General features: G+C 69.6%; 21 protein-coding genes. 2 read left to right on the top strand and 19 right to left on the bottom strand.

Annotation, left to right across the window (positions count from 1 at the left end; translation table 11 throughout):
- Positions 1 to 19: 19 nt before the first annotated feature.
- Positions 20 to 895, top strand: a complete 876-nt coding sequence (locus E4U91_RS20805; RefSeq protein ID WP_137308228.1) for a hypothetical protein — start codon at positions 20 to 22, stop codon at positions 893 to 895.
- A 34-nt stretch (positions 896 to 929) separates the two neighbouring features.
- On the opposite strand, the gene E4U91_RS20800 is transcribed toward E4U91_RS20805, so the two are convergent.
- The 5 genes from E4U91_RS20800 to E4U91_RS20780 form a co-directional block, all read right to left on the bottom strand.
- A complete protein-coding gene (locus E4U91_RS20800) occupies positions 930 to 2,015 on the bottom strand; it encodes a C40 family peptidase (RefSeq protein ID WP_137308227.1) in 1,086 nt (361 codons plus the stop codon).
- Positions 2,016 to 2,036: 21 nt separating this feature from the next.
- On the bottom strand, positions 2,037 to 2,519 hold the full coding sequence (locus tag E4U91_RS20795) for a poly-gamma-glutamate biosynthesis protein PgsC/CapC (protein WP_137308226.1): 483 nt from the start codon (positions 2,517 to 2,519) through the stop codon (positions 2,037 to 2,039).
- 54 nt (positions 2,520 to 2,573) lie between these two features.
- Positions 2,574 to 4,178, bottom strand: coding sequence for a poly-gamma-glutamate synthase PgsB (gene pgsB, locus E4U91_RS20790; RefSeq protein ID WP_137308225.1), 1,605 nt, complete (start codon positions 4,176 to 4,178; stop codon positions 2,574 to 2,576).
- 6 nt (positions 4,179 to 4,184) lie between these two features.
- A complete protein-coding gene (locus E4U91_RS20785; RefSeq protein ID WP_174867942.1) occupies positions 4,185 to 6,434 on the bottom strand; it encodes a HAMP domain-containing protein in 2,250 nt (749 codons plus the stop codon).
- A 206-nt stretch (positions 6,435 to 6,640) separates the two neighbouring features.
- Positions 6,641 to 7,807 (bottom strand): CapA family protein, encoded by a 1,167-nt coding sequence (locus E4U91_RS20780; protein WP_137308223.1) that lies wholly within the window; start codon positions 7,805 to 7,807, stop codon positions 6,641 to 6,643.
- Between the two features lie 104 nt (positions 7,808 to 7,911).
- Here E4U91_RS20780 and E4U91_RS20775 point away from each other — a divergent pair, with 104 nt between their 5' ends.
- The gene (locus E4U91_RS20775) at positions 7,912 to 8,841 is read left to right on the top strand and encodes a hypothetical protein (protein WP_241678640.1); all 930 of its coding nucleotides are present in this window, start codon (positions 7,912 to 7,914) and stop codon (positions 8,839 to 8,841) included.
- A 25-nt stretch (positions 8,842 to 8,866) separates the two neighbouring features.
- Here the strand turns inward: E4U91_RS20775 and truA are convergent, their stop codons facing one another.
- The 14 genes from truA to rplR all read right to left on the bottom strand — a co-directional run bounded on the left by truA (position 8,867) and on the right by rplR (position 18,117).
- Positions 8,867 to 9,730: a tRNA pseudouridine(38-40) synthase TruA gene (truA, locus tag E4U91_RS20770; RefSeq protein ID WP_137308222.1), complete on the bottom strand. Its 864-nt coding sequence runs from the start codon at positions 9,728 to 9,730 to the stop codon at positions 8,867 to 8,869.
- A 139-nt stretch (positions 9,731 to 9,869) separates the two neighbouring features.
- Complete coding sequence (gene rplQ / locus E4U91_RS20765) at positions 9,870 to 10,370, bottom strand: 50S ribosomal protein L17 (protein WP_137308221.1); 501 nt, start codon at positions 10,368 to 10,370, stop codon at positions 9,870 to 9,872.
- A 182-nt stretch (positions 10,371 to 10,552) separates the two neighbouring features.
- The gene (locus E4U91_RS20760) at positions 10,553 to 11,575 is read right to left on the bottom strand and encodes a DNA-directed RNA polymerase subunit alpha (RefSeq protein ID WP_003966937.1); all 1,023 of its coding nucleotides are present in this window, start codon (positions 11,573 to 11,575) and stop codon (positions 10,553 to 10,555) included.
- Positions 11,576 to 11,721: 146 nt separating this feature from the next.
- Positions 11,722 to 12,126 carry a 30S ribosomal protein S11 gene (gene rpsK, locus E4U91_RS20755; protein ID WP_055718826.1) on the bottom strand — a complete coding sequence of 135 codons (405 nt, stop codon included), beginning with the start codon at positions 12,124 to 12,126 and terminating at the stop codon, positions 11,722 to 11,724.
- 65 nt (positions 12,127 to 12,191) lie between these two features.
- Complete coding sequence (gene rpsM / locus E4U91_RS20750) at positions 12,192 to 12,572, bottom strand: 30S ribosomal protein S13 (RefSeq protein WP_067240336.1); 381 nt, start codon at positions 12,570 to 12,572, stop codon at positions 12,192 to 12,194.
- Between the two features lie 194 nt (positions 12,573 to 12,766).
- Positions 12,767 to 12,880 (bottom strand): 50S ribosomal protein L36, encoded by a 114-nt coding sequence (gene rpmJ / locus E4U91_RS20745; RefSeq protein ID WP_004984509.1) that lies wholly within the window; start codon positions 12,878 to 12,880, stop codon positions 12,767 to 12,769.
- A 64-nt stretch (positions 12,881 to 12,944) separates the two neighbouring features.
- Positions 12,945 to 13,166: a translation initiation factor IF-1 gene (infA, locus tag E4U91_RS20740; protein ID WP_004927214.1), complete on the bottom strand. Its 222-nt coding sequence runs from the start codon at positions 13,164 to 13,166 to the stop codon at positions 12,945 to 12,947.
- Between the two features lie 183 nt (positions 13,167 to 13,349).
- Positions 13,350 to 14,186, bottom strand: coding sequence for a type I methionyl aminopeptidase (map, locus tag E4U91_RS20735; protein WP_137303151.1), 837 nt, complete (start codon positions 14,184 to 14,186; stop codon positions 13,350 to 13,352).
- A 98-nt stretch (positions 14,187 to 14,284) separates the two neighbouring features.
- Positions 14,285 to 14,947 (bottom strand): adenylate kinase, encoded by a 663-nt coding sequence (locus E4U91_RS20730; protein WP_067240341.1) that lies wholly within the window; start codon positions 14,945 to 14,947, stop codon positions 14,285 to 14,287.
- Positions 14,947 to 16,260: a preprotein translocase subunit SecY gene (gene secY / locus E4U91_RS20725; RefSeq protein ID WP_137308220.1), complete on the bottom strand. Its 1,314-nt coding sequence runs from the start codon at positions 16,258 to 16,260 to the stop codon at positions 14,947 to 14,949. Before secY ends, E4U91_RS20730 begins: the two co-directional genes overlap by 1 nt.
- 188 nt (positions 16,261 to 16,448) lie before the next feature.
- A complete protein-coding gene (gene rplO, locus E4U91_RS20720) occupies positions 16,449 to 16,904 on the bottom strand; it encodes a 50S ribosomal protein L15 (protein WP_133043286.1) in 456 nt (151 codons plus the stop codon).
- 2 nt (positions 16,905 to 16,906) lie between these two features.
- A complete protein-coding gene (gene rpmD / locus E4U91_RS20715) occupies positions 16,907 to 17,089 on the bottom strand; it encodes a 50S ribosomal protein L30 (protein ID WP_009190145.1) in 183 nt (60 codons plus the stop codon).
- Positions 17,090 to 17,091: 2 nt separating this feature from the next.
- Positions 17,092 to 17,697, bottom strand: a complete 606-nt coding sequence (rpsE, locus tag E4U91_RS20710; RefSeq protein ID WP_019753099.1) for a 30S ribosomal protein S5 — start codon at positions 17,695 to 17,697, stop codon at positions 17,092 to 17,094.
- A 36-nt stretch (positions 17,698 to 17,733) separates the two neighbouring features.
- Complete coding sequence (gene rplR / locus E4U91_RS20705; RefSeq protein ID WP_067240348.1) at positions 17,734 to 18,117, bottom strand: 50S ribosomal protein L18; 384 nt, start codon at positions 18,115 to 18,117, stop codon at positions 17,734 to 17,736.

Genomic DNA, 18,117 nt, shown 5'->3' with positions numbered 1-18,117 from the left:
CCCGTCTAAGATGCGCCCCATGAGCTATGGGCAGGGGGGACCTCAGTCCCAGTGGGACCCTTGGAAACCGAACTCGCAGCAGCCGTGGAGCGACGGCGATGGCGGGCAGTCCCCGGACTGGGCGGCACTCGCCGAGGCGTCCGAGACCCGCAACAAGCGCCGCAGGCTGCTGTTCATCGGCGGGGGCGTGCTGGCCGTCGTCGGCATAGGCACCGCCGTGGCGATGGGCGTCGTCTCGGCGGACGACGACGGGAAGGCCGGCCGGCCCACCTCGTCGCTGCCCGCGACCGCGGAGCTGCCGAGCGGATCCGGCACCCCGTCCTTCGCCCCGACCAGCGCGCCGCCGCCGCTGGACCCGAAGGAGTTCGTGGCCAGCAAGGCCAAGGACACCGCCCCGAACGGGCCGGGCATCATGTTCCCCGGCCGGCAGCTCACCATGGGCGCCAACGTGTACAAGAAGGGCCCGACGGCCGACACCACCGCGTGCGCCACCGCCGTCAAGGGCAGCCTGCCCGGCGTCCTCACCGCCAACGGCTGCACCCGCCTGATGCGCGTCACCTACACCCGCGACGGCATCGCCGTGACCGTCGGCGTGGCCGTCTTCGACACCGAGGCGCAGGCCCTGAAGGCCAAGCAGCAGGCCGACCGCAAGAGCTTCGTGCAGGCCCTGTCCGGCAAGGGCGTGGCCGCCTTCTGCAACGGCGCGGTGTGCCGCTCGACGACCAACTCCTACGGCCGCTACGCCTACTTCACCCTCACCGGGTTCACCGACGGCAAGAACGTCACCACCAAGGACACCCAGGTGTTCACCACCGGCGACGACCTGGCCCAGTTCACCTTCCAGCAGATCCGCCGCCGCGGCGAGACCCAGGCGTCGGCCGCCGCGGGCGAGTAGGGGTCCGCTGCCGCGGCGGCGTGGCGCCGGCCGGTCAGAGCCGCTTGGCGCTGCGCAGCGACTTGGCGTAGTAGCCGTTGCCGTCCAGCCGGGAGACACCGCCGACGTCGCCGATGGTGGGTCCGTTGACCTCCTCACGGCTGGACACGAAGATCAGGTGGCCCTCGGTGTCGTAGCCGAGCACCATGCCCACGTGGTCCAGCCGCTCGCCGGTCCGCTGGTCGAGCTTGAAGAAGACGAGGTCGCCGGGCTGGAGCTGGTCGATCGCGGACGGCCGGTCCTCCGGCGTCACACCGGCCAGCGGCAGCACGTCGACGCCCTCGTCGGAACGGGCCATGCCGTTGGCGGTGCGGGGCAGGCCGTTGCCCGACGTGTCCGAGGACATCAGCGGGTAGCGGGCCCGGTACCCCAGCACCATGCGCATGAAGCCCGAGCAGTCCAGGGACCTGGCGCGCAGGGTCTCCGGAGTGCCGACCACACCGTCCCGGAAGGGGTAGCGGATGCCGAGGTAGTCGTAGAAGTCGGACTGCTCCAGGCGCAGGTCGCCGCCCTCGGCGCCGGTGGTGTTCAGCGGGCCGAAGTTCGCGTCGCCGGCGTAGGCCACGCCCTGCTCGTCCTTCTTCTCCGGGGCGCCCACCACGTACTGGAAGGCCGTCGCGAAGAGGTCGGCCTCCTTGCTCTCCCGGTACTCGCCGTACCACTCCTTGAACCACGCGCTGGTCTCGGAGCCCTTCTTCCACGGCTTGGGCATGAGCCGGACCCAGTCGGTCGTGGAGACCTTGGAGGAGGTCGAGCTGGGCTCCTGGAAGGTGCGGGCCGGCCCGGTCAGGGTCGCGAGGCGCGCCCCGTCGGTGAACACGCCGTCGATCTGGCCGTCGGCACCGCGCAGCACCGAGCGCGCGGGGTTCTCCAGCCGGTCCCACCTGACCTCGCCGCGGTCGCCGGACCTGCCGCCCGAGCCGCCCTTGCCGTCCAGGACCCCGATGTCACGGACCTCGGTGATCCCGTCCGGCTCCTGCTTGCGCAGTTCGACCGTGAGGAAGCCGGAGACCCCGACCAGGGCCAGCACCACCAGACCCGAGACGACCGGACGCGACTTCTTCTTGCCTTTCCCTGCCATCGGTTTACTCCTCGGTTGCGGTCAGACGGTGGGCATGACGCCGAGCAACAGGCCGGCGGCGATGACGATGTAGGCCATCAGGGAGACCGTGCCGGTGGCCAGCAGGGTGGCCCCCTTGGGCTGGCGCACCATCTGGTAGGCGATGAGGCCGGGCACGATGAAGCCCAGGGTCTGGTTGCCGTACATCAGCGGGAACTCCAGCGACAGCACGATCATCACGGTGGCCTGGAGCAGCACGCCCAGGAGGACCACCGCGGCGAACAGGCGCTTGCCGTAGAGGATCACCAGCCGCTGCATGACCTTGGTGCCCGCGTAGGTCAGGGCGGTGACCCCCACCACCATCGCCGCGCGCTGCAGGTCCTCGATCAGGGTGAGGGCCAGCCAGCCGGGCGTGATCATGCCGCCGGGCGACAGGTTGGTGGTCAGGTAGCACAGCAGCGAGAAGAACAGGCCGACGGCGATGCCGAGGGCGGCCATCTCGGGGGTCAGTGCGGCGGTGGTCAACGAAGTCTCCGGGCAGGTGTACGGGGTGGGTGAGGGCTGGGGCCCGCGAAGGGGTCAGGGACGCGGGGGCGGTCCGCCGCCCTCACCGGCCGGGTGCCGGGGTCCGCCGTAGGGGTCGTCGGGGAGGTCGTCGTGGGCCTGGCCGGACGGCGGCCAGTTCCGCCGGGGGGTGAAGAACGAGGGCTCCGGCTGCGCGGTCCACGAGGCGTCGGTGTACTCGTCGTACTGCGGGGCGTGCTGCTCCTGCTGTGCGTACTGCGGGTACTGCGCGTACTGCGCGTACTGCTGATCCGACGGGTCCTGCCGTCCGTGGGGCACCGCCGGGTCGGCGGGCAGGCGGACCAGGGGGATCTCCTGGGTGCGGGAGGCCTGGTAGCGCTCCTCGTACGCCGTCGGGTACGACGCGTACGGGTCCAGCCGCGGTGCCTGGGCCGGGACCTGGGCGACCGGGCTCGGCTCCGTCCGGCGACCGGTGTCGCTCTCGTCCGGCGGCAGCTCGGCCAGGTACTCCAGCAGTTCCTCGCCCTGCCCGTGGATGTTGCCGATGGCGACGAGGGAGGAGTCGTCGGACATGCGGCCCAGCAGCACCGGCATGAACTCGTCGGCGGAGCGCCGCTCGCCCCCGAGATCGACCGCCCGGTCCCGCCACTGCGCCGGGATGGCGTCGATGGCGCTCTTGGCCGGATGCCCGATGACGAAGACGTTGTCCGGTTCGAGGGCGGGGATGATCTCGCCCATCTGCCCGTTGCGCTCCACCCGGTCCGGACGGCAGTTGATCACGACGTTCAGGGGGCGGCGGATGGCGCCGAGGTCGAGCAACTGGTTGATGTTCATCAGCGTCGACTCGGGGTCGTTGGCCGCGAAGACGTTGGCGAAGGCCACCCGCTTGCCCTCGGCCACGTACCGGTCCACGGAGAGCACGCCGGGGTCCGGCGGCGCGTCGTACATGCCCTGGAGGGCGGTCTGCCGCTCCACGCCGAGGAGTTCGGCGACGACCAGGGCGATGGCGACGTTCTCCTTGAACGTGAACCAGCTGAAGCCGCGCAGCTCCTCGTCGGTGACCATCTCGGGGTCGGCGTAGATCAGCCGGCAGTTCCGGGCGTCGGCCTCCTCCTGGAGGATGTGGAAGCGCTCCTTCTCGGCGGTGACGCAGATGCCGTCCTGCGGCATCGAGCGGCACAGCGAACGGGCCACGTCGTCGAGGGTCGGGCCCATCTCGGCGAGGTGGTCCTCGCGGACGTTGCACAGCACGCCGATCGTCGACCGGATCAGCTTGCTCTGGTTGACCTCCTGCAGGGCGGGCATGACCGCCATGCACTCGATGACCAGGGCGTCGGGCCGGTAGGTGGCGGCGCGGCGGACGATGCCGATCTGCTCCACCACGTTGGCGATGCCGAACTTGCGGTAGACCGGTTCCTCGGTGGCGTCCGGGTGGATGAAGCGCGCCGCCGTACCGGTCGTCTTGGCGACGGTGACCAGGTCACCGCCGCGCAGGGCACCGGCGCACAGCCGGGTGATGGACGACTTGCCGCGGATGCCGTTGACCAGCACCCGCGAGGGTATGGAGTGCAGGGCGGCGTAGTGCCGTCGCTGCTCCACGATGCCCGCGACGAGCAGGAACAGGCTGCACACCAGCAGGACGAAGTAGAGGTAGAGCACGGGGAGTCACTTTCCTCCGGCGCCGAGCCGGTGATCGGCGGGTGGGCGGGCCTGCTGCTGTCTGCGTGCCTGCACCTGCTGGCGGATCAGTTCCAGGCTGCGGACGACGGCGCCCACCTCGTCCTGGTAGCGCGGGTAGTGCACGGTCTTGAGGTCGCCGTCGGCCAGCTTCTCGGCGTCGGCCGCCAGGGCCCGCAGCGGCCGGGCGACCACCAGGTACACCCAGCCCAGACTCACGATGATCGCGGCGAGGCCGAGCAGGCCGGCGAGCACGCTGCGGTCCTCGCGCTCGTAGGCGGTGATCCGGAAGCCGTTGGCGTTCTGCCAGCTGACGACGGTCCAGCCGATGTCGGACGCGACGCCGCCGCCGGAGAAGGGGGCCGCCGCGGCGACGGTGACCTTGCCGCCGTCGCGCAGGAGCAGTCCGTTCTCGACGGCGCCGGAGCCCACCTGCACGGTGCCGGCCCGGACCAGGTCGGTGAGGGCGTTGTTCGGCAGTTTCTCGAAGGCGAGGAAGCCGCGGCTGGAGGCCAGGGTCCGGGTCCCGGAGTCCACGACCCTGACCTCACCGAGACCGGGACGGGTCAGCAGGGCGTTGAGGAACTGGACCCGTATCTCACCGACCAGGGTGAGGCCCTTGTGCCCGGGCACGGACGCCCCGGCCTGGAGCACGGGGGTGCGGCCGCCCTCGCCGGACACCCTCACCAGCGGCAGGTCCTTGTCGTCGCTCCAGGCGTGGGGGTCGCCGCCGGCCCGGGTGACGGTCCTCCCGTCGTCGTCGACGACGTAGAGGGCCTGGTACCGGGTGTGCTCGCGCAGCGCGTCCTGCAGCAGCGCGGTGTCGGCGGCGGTGTCCTTCACGTCGAGGAGGCGGGAGGTGGAGACCAGGTCGGCCTGGGCCTCGTTCAGCGCCCTGCGGACCCGGTCGGCCACCAGGTCGGTGCGGTCGCGCTGGTCGTTGACCAGGCTGGCGGGGATGCTGACCGAGCCGTCGGTGCGGTTCAGCAGCAGGCCCACGGGCACGCACCACAGCAGGAGCAGGACGGCGGTCAGCGCGAGGGGCACGCGCACCCCGAACCGGGTGGCCCTGCCGCCGCGGCCCGCGCCGCCCTCGCCCTCCGGGCCGCCGAGCTGTACCCGCAGCCGTTCCAGGGCGGAACCGATGCGGGCGACCTCACCCCAGCCGGGCACGCCGACGGGGCGGGTCAGGTCGCCGCGGGCGAGGCGCCGGGACTCCAGGAACAGCCGCAGCAGCGGGCGCTGGACGCTCGCCCAGAGCACCAGGGCGGACAGCATGCCGACCACCACCAGGGCCCCGGCCGCGATCAGGCCGTACAGACCCCGGCCGGCGTCGGCCGCGGTCTGCTGCTGGACGACGGGCAGCAGGGCGACGACGGTGAGGCCGAGTCCCGCGGCGACGCTCTCCTTGTCAGCCGGGTCGGAGGAGGCGAGGGAGGCGTATCCGGCGGTGGAGACACGGCCGTTGTAGTCGTCGCCGAGCAGGGTGCCGCTGACGCCCGGGTAGCCGCGGGAGCCCGGCTCCTTGGCGGCGGCGGGGTGCCGGTCGGTCAGCTGTGCCGCCCGGTCGGCCAGCACGCCCATCTGCTTCTGCTGGAAGGAGAGTTCCTTGCGCTCCTGATCGGAGTTGAGCGCCTCGGACTGCTCGAAGCCCGCCGTCGCGAGGACCTCGCCGTCCCGCGCCACGACGGCCATGGTGCGGAACGGGCCGAGGTTGATGGCGGGCACGGCCAGGCTGTTGGAGGCGATGAGCAACTGCTGCGACTGGCCCTTGCGGTCCAGCACGGCCATCGTCATCAGGCGGACGTCACCGGTCTCCAGCCGCACCATGCGCGGGGTCAGCGCGCGGTCACCGGTGAGGTCGTCCTTCTTCAGCCAGGCGAGCGGGATCGGCTCGCCGCGCGCCGCGAGCACGTCGCCGCTCTTGAGGTCCAGCACGGTGGTGCCGGTCCACTTCTGGTAGGTCTTGCTCAGGTCGGACAGCACGCGCTCCGGCTCGGCCGGCCCGCCCGCGTTCAGCGCGTCGGCGGTGCGCCGCAGGTCGGTGACCCGTTCGTCGACGGAGGCGCGGAGGGCGATCGCCCCGTCCTCCGCGAAGTGCTGCTGCGAGGAGAGCACCGCCTTCGGCACGACGGGCTCACCCCCGGGACCGAGCACTTGGGCCGTCAGCCCGGCCAGCGCGAGGATCAGCACGCACAGCACGGCGATCGGCGGCCGGATGCCACCGAGCAGCGGCATGTCCGCTCGTCTGCGGCTGCGGCGCCGTCCGTGCGCCGCACCCGCGGCCCTGCTCGATGTCACCGATGACCATCCTCGGTCTCTACACGCGTTCAGTACGCATCGTGAGACGGCGTTCCAGCCGGCTCATGAGGCGCTCTCTGACAAAAGACTGGTTCACGGGGCCGGGGTTGCGTCCGCGGCACCATGCGGGAATGTGGGTCTGCTCACTCCTTGAGCGAGAGCGGTGCGAGACCGTCGCCCCCGGGAGCCCCCCGGTTGTAGAGGAACCCGCTGGTCCGGTCCGCGGCGAGCCGGTAGCGGGCCTGCCGCTCCTCGGACAGCCCGTCGGGGTGGTCCAGTGCCGTCTGCACGTCCACCAGCCGGATGTCCTGCACCGCGCCGGCGGGCACCTTCTGTCCCGCCTCCACCTCCGGCGGGATGTCCACCATCGTGGTGCGGTAGCGCGCCTTGACGTCCCAGCCGTGGGCGGTCTCCCGGAACTCGAACCAGCCGATGGCCCCCTCCTCGGTCAGTCCCGTCGGTGAGGAGTGGCGGGCGACCTGGTTGCCGAGTCCGTACGCGATCCAGGTGCCGTTGAGCTTCTGGATGGGCTGCACCACGTGGGCGTGGTGCCCGATCACCAGGTCGATCCCGGTCTCCTCGGTGAGGCGCCGGGCCAGCTCCAGCTGCGGGACGCTGGGCTCGTTGTAGTGCTCGAGCCCCCAGTGCACCGAGAGGATCACCACCTCGGCGCCCTGCTGACGTGCCCGGGTCTCGGCCTTCTTGATCGCATCGGTGTCGAGCCGGTTGAAGGCCCAGGACTCCTTCTTGGGCGTGGGGTTGAGGAACGACTCCCACGAATAGGCGAGGTGGGCGACCTTGACGCCGTTGACCTCGCGGATGTTGATCTTCTGTGACTCCTCGCGCGAGCGCGCCGAACCGGTGTGGCCGAGGCCCACCTCGTCCATGGCGTCCAGCGTGTTGCGCACGCCCTTCATGCCGTGGTCGAAGGAGTGGTTGGACGCCGTCGAGCAGGTGTCGTACCCGACGTCCTTCAAGGTGGTGAGGATCTGCGGCGGGACCAGGAACTCGGGGTAGCCCTCGAAGGGGCCCTTCGGTTCGCCCACCGGCGTCTCCATGTGACAGATCGCCAGGTCGGCCTTGCTGATGACCGGCTTCGCCCCGGCGAGCAGCGGCCCGAAGTCCAGTCCCTCGATCCCCTTGCCGGTCTCCTCGGCGTCCTTGGCCGCCTGTTCGACGATCTCGGGGTGGATGAGAATGTCACCAGCGGCGGCCACCGTGAACGATCGCCCGCCCGGCTTCGCCTGCGCCCCTTCGGTCCCTGACGCACAGGAAGCGGTCAGCGCGGCCGCCAGCAGAATGGCCGCCATCCGGCCCGTAGGGAGAGACTTACGGAATGTCACCGATTCATGGTCACATGCGCTGCTCACGTATCCTCGGAGTAAACATCACAAAAGCATCACTATCCCTTCGCATGTTCTCCCTGGTGGGCGTTTTGGCGCTGTTCCTCCCCCTCTCCGGTTGCGGATCGGCCCCCGACCGACCGGCCGGGCGGACCGAACCCTCGGCGAAGGAACTGGTGGACCTCAGCAGCCGGGTCCTGTCGTACACGGCGACGTTCCGACCCGACGCCCCCTACACGCCACCCGACGGCGAGCAGCGCGAGCAACTGGCCCGGGCCGTCGGACGCCTCCTGACGGGCGACGCCCGCACGGCGGAACACCTCCTCGCTCCGATCGGCCTCAAGGTGACCCGGCTCACCGACACCCCCTCCGGCCGCCGCTACGACGAGATCGCCGCCACCGGTCACGGCGACAGCGCGCACTGGGGCCGGCTGTACCTGAACGCCGACTCCAGGGTCCGCTGGAGCGCACAGGTGCCGCACCCGGTGTCCGACCGGGGCACCGAGCGGCTCGGCCTGCGCCTGCTGGAGGACAACACGGGCGGAGCGCTGGTCCTGGCCGGCGCGCACCGCCGGGCCGGCCGCACGGACGCCGCCGACGTCGCCCACCGTGAGGACAGCGCGTTCCACGCCATCGTCGTGGAGCTGCAGAAGCGGGGTGTGCCCGGGGTCCAGTTGCACGGGTTCGCCGAGGAACAGGGGGAGGACGACGAGGACGACCGCTACGACGCCGTCCTGTCCACCGGCGCCGTCCAGAGCGCGCCCGCCGAGGTCGTCGCGCTGGCCGACCGCTTCGAGGCGGAAGGGCTGCGGGTCTGCCGGGGCTGGTCCGCCCGCTGCCGCCTGGAAGGCCGGACGAACGTCCAGGGCAAGGCGGCGCAGCGGCAGCACGTGACGTTCGTGCACCTGGAACTCGCGCCGAGCGCCCGGGGCACCGGGCGGGACGCCGACAGGGCGGCCGACGGCCTGGCGGGCCTGCTCACGGCGTGGGCGCAGGACTGACGGGGTCCCGCCGCGGACGCCGTGCTCAGCAGCAGCCGGCCCCGGGCGCCAGGGGCAGCGACCGCTTGTTGCGTGCCTCCCGGCTGCGGGCGGCCAGCAGCTCGTCGGCCGGGTAGCCGACCTCCTCCAGCGTCAGCCCGTGCGGCCGCACGACGTGCACGGCGGAGTCCCGGACCCCGGCGGCCAGCACCTTGCCCGGCCAGTCCGGCGGGCGGTGCCCGTCGCCCACGAACAGCAGCGCGCCGATGAGCGAGCGGACCATGTTGTGGCAGAAGGCGTCGGCCCGCACGGTCGCGGTGATGATCCCGTCGGCGCCCTTGGCCAGGCTCAGCTGCTGCAGGGTGCGGATGGTGGTCGCCCCCTCCCGCTTCTTGCAGTAGGCGGCGAAGTCGTGCTCGCCCAGCAGCGCCCGGGCGGCCTCGTTCATGGCGTCCACGTCCAGGGGCCAGTCGTGCCACAGGACGTGGCCGCGCAGCAGCGGGTCCACTCCCCCGGGGTTGTCGGTGACGCGGTAGGCGTAGCGCCGCCAGACGGCCGAGAACCGCGCGTCGAAGCCCTGCGGGGCCTCGCGCAGCGCCCACACCCGCACGTCCTTGGGCAGCCGCCCGGCGAGCCGCTTCAGCAGCTTGTCGTGGTGCTCGCCCCACACCTCACGCGGCAGGTCGACGTGCGCGACCTGCCCGCGCGCGTGCACCCCGGCGTCGGTCCGCCCGGCGACGGTCAGCTCGTACGTCTCCCGCGACCGCGTCACGGTGCGCAGGGCGTCCTCGATCTCCCCCTGCACCGTCCGCCGGCCCCCGGCCTGCTTGGCCCAGCCGGAGAACTCGCTCCCGTCATAGGAGAGATCCAGCCGCACCCGCACGGATCCGGCCTCAACTTCGTCACTCACCCAGAGATCCTCTCACCAACACGAAAGCGGGCCCGCCCTTGAAAAGGACGGACCCGCAAACGCCGCAAAGGGGCGCGGGGAACTGCGCGACAAGCCACGACGAAGCCGCAGCCGCCGTCGCACAGCCCCCGGCGGACGCTTACGCGTCCTTGGACTCCTCGGCCGGAGCCTCGTCGGCCTTGGCCGTGTCGACCTTGGTCTCCGTGGCCTCGGGCGCCTCGGCGTCCTTGGCGGCACGCTTCGTCGCCGCCTCGGCCTCACCGGTGGCCTGCTGCGCGACCGTCAGCGCCTCGACCAGCTCGATGACCGCCATGGGCGCGTTGTCGCCACGGCGGTTGCCGACCTTGGTGATGCGGGTGTAACCACCGGGACGGTTCTCGTACCGCGGGCCGATCTCGGTGAAGAGCGTGTGGACGATGCTCTTGTCCGTGATGACCGAGAGCACCTGACGGCGGTTGTGAAGGTCACCCTTCTTCGCCTTGGTGATCAGACGCTCGGCGTACGGCCGCAGACGGCGGGCCTTCGCCTCGGTGGTGGTGATCTTGCCGTGCTCGAAGAGGCTCTTGGCGAGGTTCGCGAGGAGCAGCTTCTCGTGCGCGGCGCTGCCGCCCAGACGGGCACCCTTGGTGGGCTTCGGCATGGTTCTTCTCCTGTGTGTCTGCCCCGGCCGTATCAGGTACCGAAGTCAGTATCCGAGCAGGCGGTCGCCTGTCGAAGATCCGGTCAGGGCCCCGGAAGGGGCCTGACCGGAGGGGGCGCGGGGAACTGCGCGATCGAGCACAGCGCACCCGCACCCGGGTACGGACCGGAAGGCCCGAGCTGTCAGTACTGCTCGGTCTCGACGAATCCGGCGTCCGCGTCGTCGTCCGCCCCGAAGGCGTCGGCGGCGGCGGTCGGGTCGAATCCGGGCGGGCTGTCCTTGAGGGCCAGGCCCATGCCGGCCAGCTTCGCCTTGACCTCGTCGATGGACTTCGCACCGAAGTTGCGGATGTCCAGCAGGTCCGCCTCGGACCGCGCCACGAGCTCACCCACGGAGTGGATGCCCTCGCGCTTGAGGCAGTTGTAGGAGCGGACCGTGAGCTCCAGCTCCTCGATCGGCAGCGCCAGGTCGGCGGCCAGGGCGGCGTCCGTCGGGGACGGGCCCATGTCGATGCCCTCGGCGTCGATGTTGAGCTCGCGCGCCAGACCGAACAGCTCGACCAGGGTCTTGCCGGCCGACGCCATGGCGTCACGGGGACGCATGGCCTGCTTGGTCTCGACGTCGACGATCAGCTTGTCGAAGTCGGTGCGCTGCTCGACACGCGTGGCCTCGACCTTGTACGTGACCTTGAGCACCGGCGAGTAGATGGAGTCGACCGGGATGCGGCCGATCTCCTGGCCCACCTGCTTGTTCTGCACGGCGGAGACGTAGCCGCGACCGCGCTCGACGGTCAGCTCCATCTCCAGCTTGCCCTTGCCGTTGAGCGTGGCGAGGACGAGGTCGGGGTTGTGCACCTCGACACCGGCCGGGGGCGCGATGTCGGCGGCGGTGACCAGACCCGGGCCCTGCTTGCGCAGGTACATCACGACCGGCTCGTCGTGCTCCGAGGAGACGACCAGCTGCTTGATGTTGAGGATCAGGTCGGTGACGTCCTCCTTGACGCCCGGCACGGTGGTGAACTCGTGCAGGACACCGTCGATGCGGATGCTGGTGACAGCCGCACCGGGGATGGAGGACAGCAGGGTCCGGCGGAGGGAGTTGCCGAGGGTGTAACCGAAGCCCGGCTCCAGCGGCTCGATCACGAACCGGGAGCGGAACTCGTCGACGACCTCTTCGGTCAACGAGGGACGCTGAGCGATCAGCATGTGGGGATCAGATCCTTCATTCGTGGACGCCCGCTATTTGACGTCCGACGGGAACCGCGCCCGTGAGGAACGCGGGTACTGCAAGGGTACGGGCGGCACGGCCCCTTCACGGAGCCGTACCGCCCGGAACACCCGGTGAAGCGAGGTCAGACGCGACGACGCTTCGGCGGACGGCAGCCATTGTGCGGGGTCGGGGTGACGTCCTGGATGGAGCCGACCTCGAGGCCCGTGGCCTGCAGGGAACGGATCGCGGTCTCACGACCGGCACCCGGACCCTTGACGAACACGTCGACCTTGCGCATGCCGTGCTCCTGGGCGCGGCGGGCAGCCGACTCGGCGGCCATCTGCGCGGCGAACGGCGTGGACTTGCGCGAGCCCTTGAAGCCGACGTGGCCGGCGGAGGCCCAGGAGATCACGTTGCCGCTCGGGTCCGTGATGGACACGATCGTGTTGTTGAACGTGCTCTTGATGTGCGCCTGGCCGTGCGCGACGTTCTTCTTTTCCTTGCGGCGCACCTTCTTGGCAGCGCCCTGACGACCCTTGGGGGGCATCTACTAACTCCTACGGGAGGTGGTCGGTCCTACAGCGAAGACCGTGGACAGGTGTCCGCTGCGGACTACTTCTTGCCCGGCTTCTTCTTGCCGGCGATGGCGCGACGCGGGCCCTTGCGGGTCCGGGCGTTGGTGCTGGTGCGCTGACCGCGGACGGGCAGACCGCGACGGTGACGGAGACCCTGGTAGGTACCGATCTCGACCTTGCGGCGGATGTCGGCCTGGATCTCGCGACGGAGGTCACCCTCGGTCTTGATGTTGTTGTCGACGTACTCGCGGATCGCGACGAGCTGCTCTTCGGTGAGGTCCCGAACACGGGTGTTCGGGTCGACGCCGGTCGCGGCCAGCGTCTCCTTCGAGAGCGTCCGGCCGATGCCGAACACGTAGGTCAGGGCGATCTCCACGCGCTTTTCGCGCGGGATGTCGACACCGGAAACGCGTGCCATTCAATGGCTCCTGGTGATCTTCGGAGGTCTTCCACAGAACCGGTTCCCGGCCGCCGTATGAGGTACGGAACGGGTCCCCGGCCTCCGAACCGGGGGTGTCAGGTCCGAGGGACCTGGGATCTGCGTATGAACATATTCAGCTCGCGTCGCGCGAAACTCTGCGGCAGTGGTGCAGAGGGTGTGCGATCGTGCGATCAGCCCTGGCGCTGCTTGTGGCGCGGGTTCTCGCAGATGATCATGACCCGGCCGTGACGGCGGATCACCCTGCACTTGTCGCAGATCTTCTTGACGCTCGGCTTGACCTTCATGGGATGTGAGGTTCTCCGGGTCAGTTGCCGGCAGCCCCGCCCGAGGGCGGAACGTGGGCAAGATCTACTTGTACCGGTAGACGATCCGGCCACGCGTCAGGTCGTACGGAGAGAGCTCCACCACGACCCGGTCGTCAGGGAGGATGCGGATGTAGTGCATGCGCATCTTGCCGCTGATGTGTGCCAGGACCTGGTGGCCGTTCTGGAGCTCGACCCTGAACATGGCGTTCGGAAGAGACTCGACGACAGTGCCCTCGATCTCGATGGCACCTTGCTTCTTGGCCACGCTTCGCCCTTCGAATCGACTACCTTGATCGACTCCGTACGCACGCATGCAGACATGCGGGTGCACGAGAGCCGACGAGTCAGTCTACGTCAGCGCACCCGGAAAGACGAATCGCGGAAGTCTGCCCCGCAGGGGAGATCACCATGCGGGGCAGCGGGGAGAAGGTCTCGCGGCGGAACAGGGTCAGCCCAGCGGGTCCGGCGCCGCCGTGACACCCAGCTCGGCCAGCTTGGCCCGGCCGCCGTCGGGCGCCGTGAGCACCAGCGGGCCCTCCTCGGTCAGCGCGACGGAGTGCTCCCAGTGCGAGGACCAGGTGCCGTCGGTGGTGATGACGGTCCAGTCGTCGGACAGCACGCGCGTCTTCGGGGTGCCGAGCGACACCATCGGCTCGATCGCCAGGCAGAAGCCGGGCACCAGCTTGGGGCCCTTGCCGCGACGCCGGTCGACGTAGTTCAGCAGGTGCGGGTCCATGTGCATCTCGGTGCCGATGCCGTGGCCGCCGTAGTCCTCGATGATCCCGTACCGGCCGCCGCCCGGCTTGGGCTGGCGGCGGATGTACGTCTCGATGGCCCGGGAGACGTCGACGAGCCGGTTGCCCTGCTTCATGGCCGCGATGCCGGCCCACATCGACTCCTCGGTCACCCGGGAGAGCTCCAGCAGCTCCGGGGCGTGACCCGAGCCCACGAAGGCCGTGTAGGCCGCGTCGCCGTGCCAGCCGTCGACGATCGCGCCGCAGTCGATGGAGATGACGTCGCCGTCCTTCAGGACGACGTCCTCGGACGGGATGCCGTGCACCACCACGTCGTTCACCGAGGTGCAGATGGTCGCCGGGAACCCGCCGTACCCCAGGAAGTTGGACTTCGCGCCGTGCTCGGCGAGCACCTTGCGGGCCACCTCGTCCAGGTCCTTGGTGGAGGCACCCGGGACGGCCGCCTCACGCGTGGCGGCGTGGATCGCGGCGACGACCAGCCCCGCCGCACGCATCCTGGCGATCTGCTCGGGGCTCTTGATCTGCACCATGGGGGCCTGCGCTCTCCGTCACTCGCGTCAACCGGTTACGTACACAACACTACGGCCGTGACGCCCGCAGGGGCGTCACGGCCGCAGACGACCGACGACTACTGGTCGTCGCCGTCACGCTTCAGCGCCGCCAGCGCGCGACCCGTGACCTCTTCCACCGGACCCATGGAGTCGATCGTCACGACCAGGCCCTGGGCCTTGTAGTAGTCGATGATCGGCTCGGTCTGCGTGTGGTAGACCTCCAGCCGCTTGCGGACGGTCTCCTCGGAGTCGTCGTCGCGCTGGTACAGCTCGCCGCCGCACACGTCGCACACGCCCTCGCGGGCCGGCTTCTTGTACGTCACGTGGAAGACGTGCGCCGAGTCGTTGCGGCAGACACGCCGGCCGGCGATCCGCTTGACGACCTCCTCCTCGGGGGCCTCGAGGTCCAGCACGGCGTCCAGCTTGATCTGCTCGGTCTCCAGCAGTTCGTCCAGCGCCTCGGCCTGGGAGACGTTGCGCGGGAACCCGTCGAGCAGGAAGCCGTTCGCTGCGTCCGGCTGCTCCATGCGGTCCTTGGCCATCGCGATCGTCACCTCGTCGGGGACGAGGTTGCCGGCGTCCATGTAGGACTTCGCGAGCTTGCCGAGTTCCGTCTGCCCGCTGATGTTGGCGCGGAACAGATCACCGGTGGAGATGTGGGGTACACGCAGCTTCTCTGCGAGGCGCGTGGCCTGCGTTCCCTTACCGGCACCCGGCGGCCCGACGAGGACGATACGCATCAGCGGAGGAACCCTTCGTAATTGCGCTGCTGGAGCTGGCTCTCGATCTGCTTCACCGTCTCGAGACCCACACCCACGATGATCAGGATGCTGGTCCCGCCGAACGGGAAGTTCTGGCTTGCCCCGAAGCCAACCAACGCCATCGTCGGTACGAGAGCGATCAGTCCCAGATACAGCGAACCCGGCCAGGTGATCCGGTTGAGCACGTACGAGAGGTACTCAGCGGTCGGTCGGCCAGCCCGGATGCCCGGGATGAAGCCACCATACTTCTTCATGTTGTCCGCGACTTCCTCGGGGTTGAAGGAGATCGCCACGTAGAAGAACGCGAAGAACACGATGAGCAAGAAGTACAGAGTGATGTAGATCGGGTGGTCGCCCTTGACCAGGTTCTGTTCGATCCAGCGCTTCCAGCCGGAGTCGTTCTTGGAGAACTGTGCGATCAGGGCGGGGATGTAGAGCAGCGACGAGGCGAAGATGACCGGGATCACACCGGCCTGGTTCACCTTCAGCGGGATGTACGTCGAGGTACCGCCGTAGGACCGGCGCCCGATCATGCGCTTCGCGTACTGCACGGGGATGCGGCGCTGGGCCTGCTCGACGAAGACCACCAGGCCGACCATGACCAGGCCCACCAGGATCACGGTGCCGAACTCGATCCAGCCGCCGGCCAGCGTGCCCTGCTTCTTGATGGCCCACAGCGCGGACGGGAAGGTCGCGGCGATCGAGATGAACATCAGGATCGACATGCCGTTGCCGATGCCGCGGTCGGTGATGAGCTCACCGAGCCACATCACGACGGCCGTGCCCGCGGTCATGCAGATGACCATGGTGATGGTGCTGAAGATCGCGCGGTCCGGGACGATCTGGTTCGCGACCGTGCAACCGGAGAACAGGGCGCCGCTGCGGGCGGTGGCCACCAGGCCGGTGCCCTGCAGGATGGCGAGCGCCACGGTGAGGTACCGGGTGTACTGCGTGATCTTCGCGGTACCGGCCTGGCCCTCCTTCTTGAGGGCTTCCAGGCGCGGGATGACCACGGTCAGCAGCTGGAGGATGATGCTCGCCGTGATGTACGGCATGATGCCCAGCGCGAAGACCGTGATCTGCAGCAGTGCGCCGCCGCTGAACATGTTGACCAGACCGAACAGGCCCTGGTTGCCGGACGCCTGGTCCACACACTCCTGGACGCTCTTGTAGTCGACGCCCGGGATCGGGATGTGCGTACCCACCCGGTACACCACGATGATGGCGAGCGTGAAGAGCAGCTTCTTGCGCAGGTCGGGCGTCCTGAACGCCCGGGCGAACGCGGTGAGCACGGTGCCTCCTGCGACCCCCGCGCATCAGCGTCAAGGGTGACGGTCTTGAGGTTCGACGAATACGAATAGAGAACAGCGCAGGCCACCTTACCCGCGACACAGCTCCCTCGGAACGACCAACCGGGGATACCCCTTTTATGGGGTATCCCCGGTCGGGATCGCTCACGTCATCGAGGCGCCTGAGGAGTTCAGACGAGCTCGGTGACAGTACCGCCGGCGGCGGTGATCTTCTCCTTGGCGGAGCCGGAGACGGCGTCGACCGTCACCTGCAGCGCCACGGAGATCTCGCCCTGGCCGAGCACCTTGACCAGCGCGTTCTTGCGAACGGCGCCCTTGGCCACCAGACCCTCGACGGTGACCTCGCCACCCTCGGGGTAGAGCGAGGCCAGCTTGTCGAGGTTCACGACCTGGTACTCGGTCTTGAACGGGTTCTTGAAGCCCTTCAGCTTCGGGAGGCGCATGTGCAGCGGCATCTGGCCGCCCTCGAAGCGCTCCGGAACCTGGTAACGGGCCTTCGTGCCCTTGGTACCACGACCGGCCGTCTTACCCTTCGACGCCTCACCACGACCGACACGGGTCTTGGCGGTCTTGGCGCCCGGGGCGGGACGGAGGTTGTGGATCTTGAGCGGGTTGTTCTCCGCCATGATCAGTCGACCTCCTCGACCGTCACGAGGTGGCGGACGGTGTGCACCATGCCGCGGAACTCGGGGCGGTCCTCCTTGACGACCACGTCACCCAGGCGCTTGAGGCCCAGGGAACGCAGGGTGTCACGGTGGTTCTGCTTGCTGCCGATGTAGGACTTCGTCTGCGTGATCTTGAGCTGCGCCATGATTACGCACCCGCCCCGGCACGCGCACGAAGGAGGGCCGCGGGAGCGACGTCCTCGAGGGGCAGACCGCGGCGGGCCGCGATCTCCTCGGGACGCTGCAGGCCCTTGAGGGCCTCCACGGTCGCGTGCACGATGTTGATCGCGTTGTCGGAGCCGAGCGACTTCGACAGCACGTCGTGGATACCGGCGCACTCGAGCACGGCACGCACCGGGCCACCGGCGATCACGCCGGTACCGGGGGACGCCGGCTTGAGCAGCACGACACCGGCCGCCTTCTCACCCTGGATGGGGTGCGGGATGGTGCCCTGGATGCGGGGGACCTTGAAGAAGTGCTTCTTGGCCTCCTCAACACCCTTGGCGATGGCGGCCGGCACCTCCTTGGCCTTGCCGTATCCGACACCCACGGTGCCGTCACCGTCGCCCACCACGACCAGCGCGGTGAAGCTGAAGCGACGACCACCCTTCACAACCTTGGCGACGCGGTTGATCGCGACGACGCGCTCAACGTACGCGGTCTTCTCGGCGGCAGCAGCGCCGCCGTCACGGCCCTTCCGGTCCCGCCGCTCGCCGCCACCGGCACCGCTTCCGCGGCGCTGGGGTCCAGCCATTGGATTACCTCTCTCTTTCCGCTAGCTACAAGCGGCTCAGAACTTGAGCCCGGCCTCGCGGGCGGCGTCCGCCAGGGCGGCGATGCGCCCGGCGTACTGGTTGCCACCACGGTCGAACACGACGGCCTCGACACCGGCGGCCTTGGCACGCTCGGCGACCAGGGCGCCGACCTGCTTGGCCTGCGCGGACTTGTCGCCCTCGCCACCACGGATCGACGCGTCCAGGGTGGACGCCGATGCCAGGGTGTGGCCCTTCAGGTCGTCGATCACCTGCGCCACGATGTGGCGGTTGGAGCGGGTCACGACCAGACGGGGGCGCTCCGCCGTACCGGCGATCCGCTTGCGGATCCGGATGTGACGGCGCTTGATCGCGGCGCGCTTGTAGGCGTCGCCCTTGAGGATCTTCTGCCCGTATGCCAT

Origin of the sequence: Streptomyces lasalocidi, from assembly GCF_005280215.1 — a bacterium.
Taxonomy (GTDB): Bacteria; Actinomycetota; Actinomycetes; order Streptomycetales; family Streptomycetaceae; genus Streptomyces; species Streptomyces longwoodensis.
The sequence above is the reverse complement of the archived record's forward strand: the minus strand, read 5'-3'. Positions and strand labels throughout refer to the sequence as shown.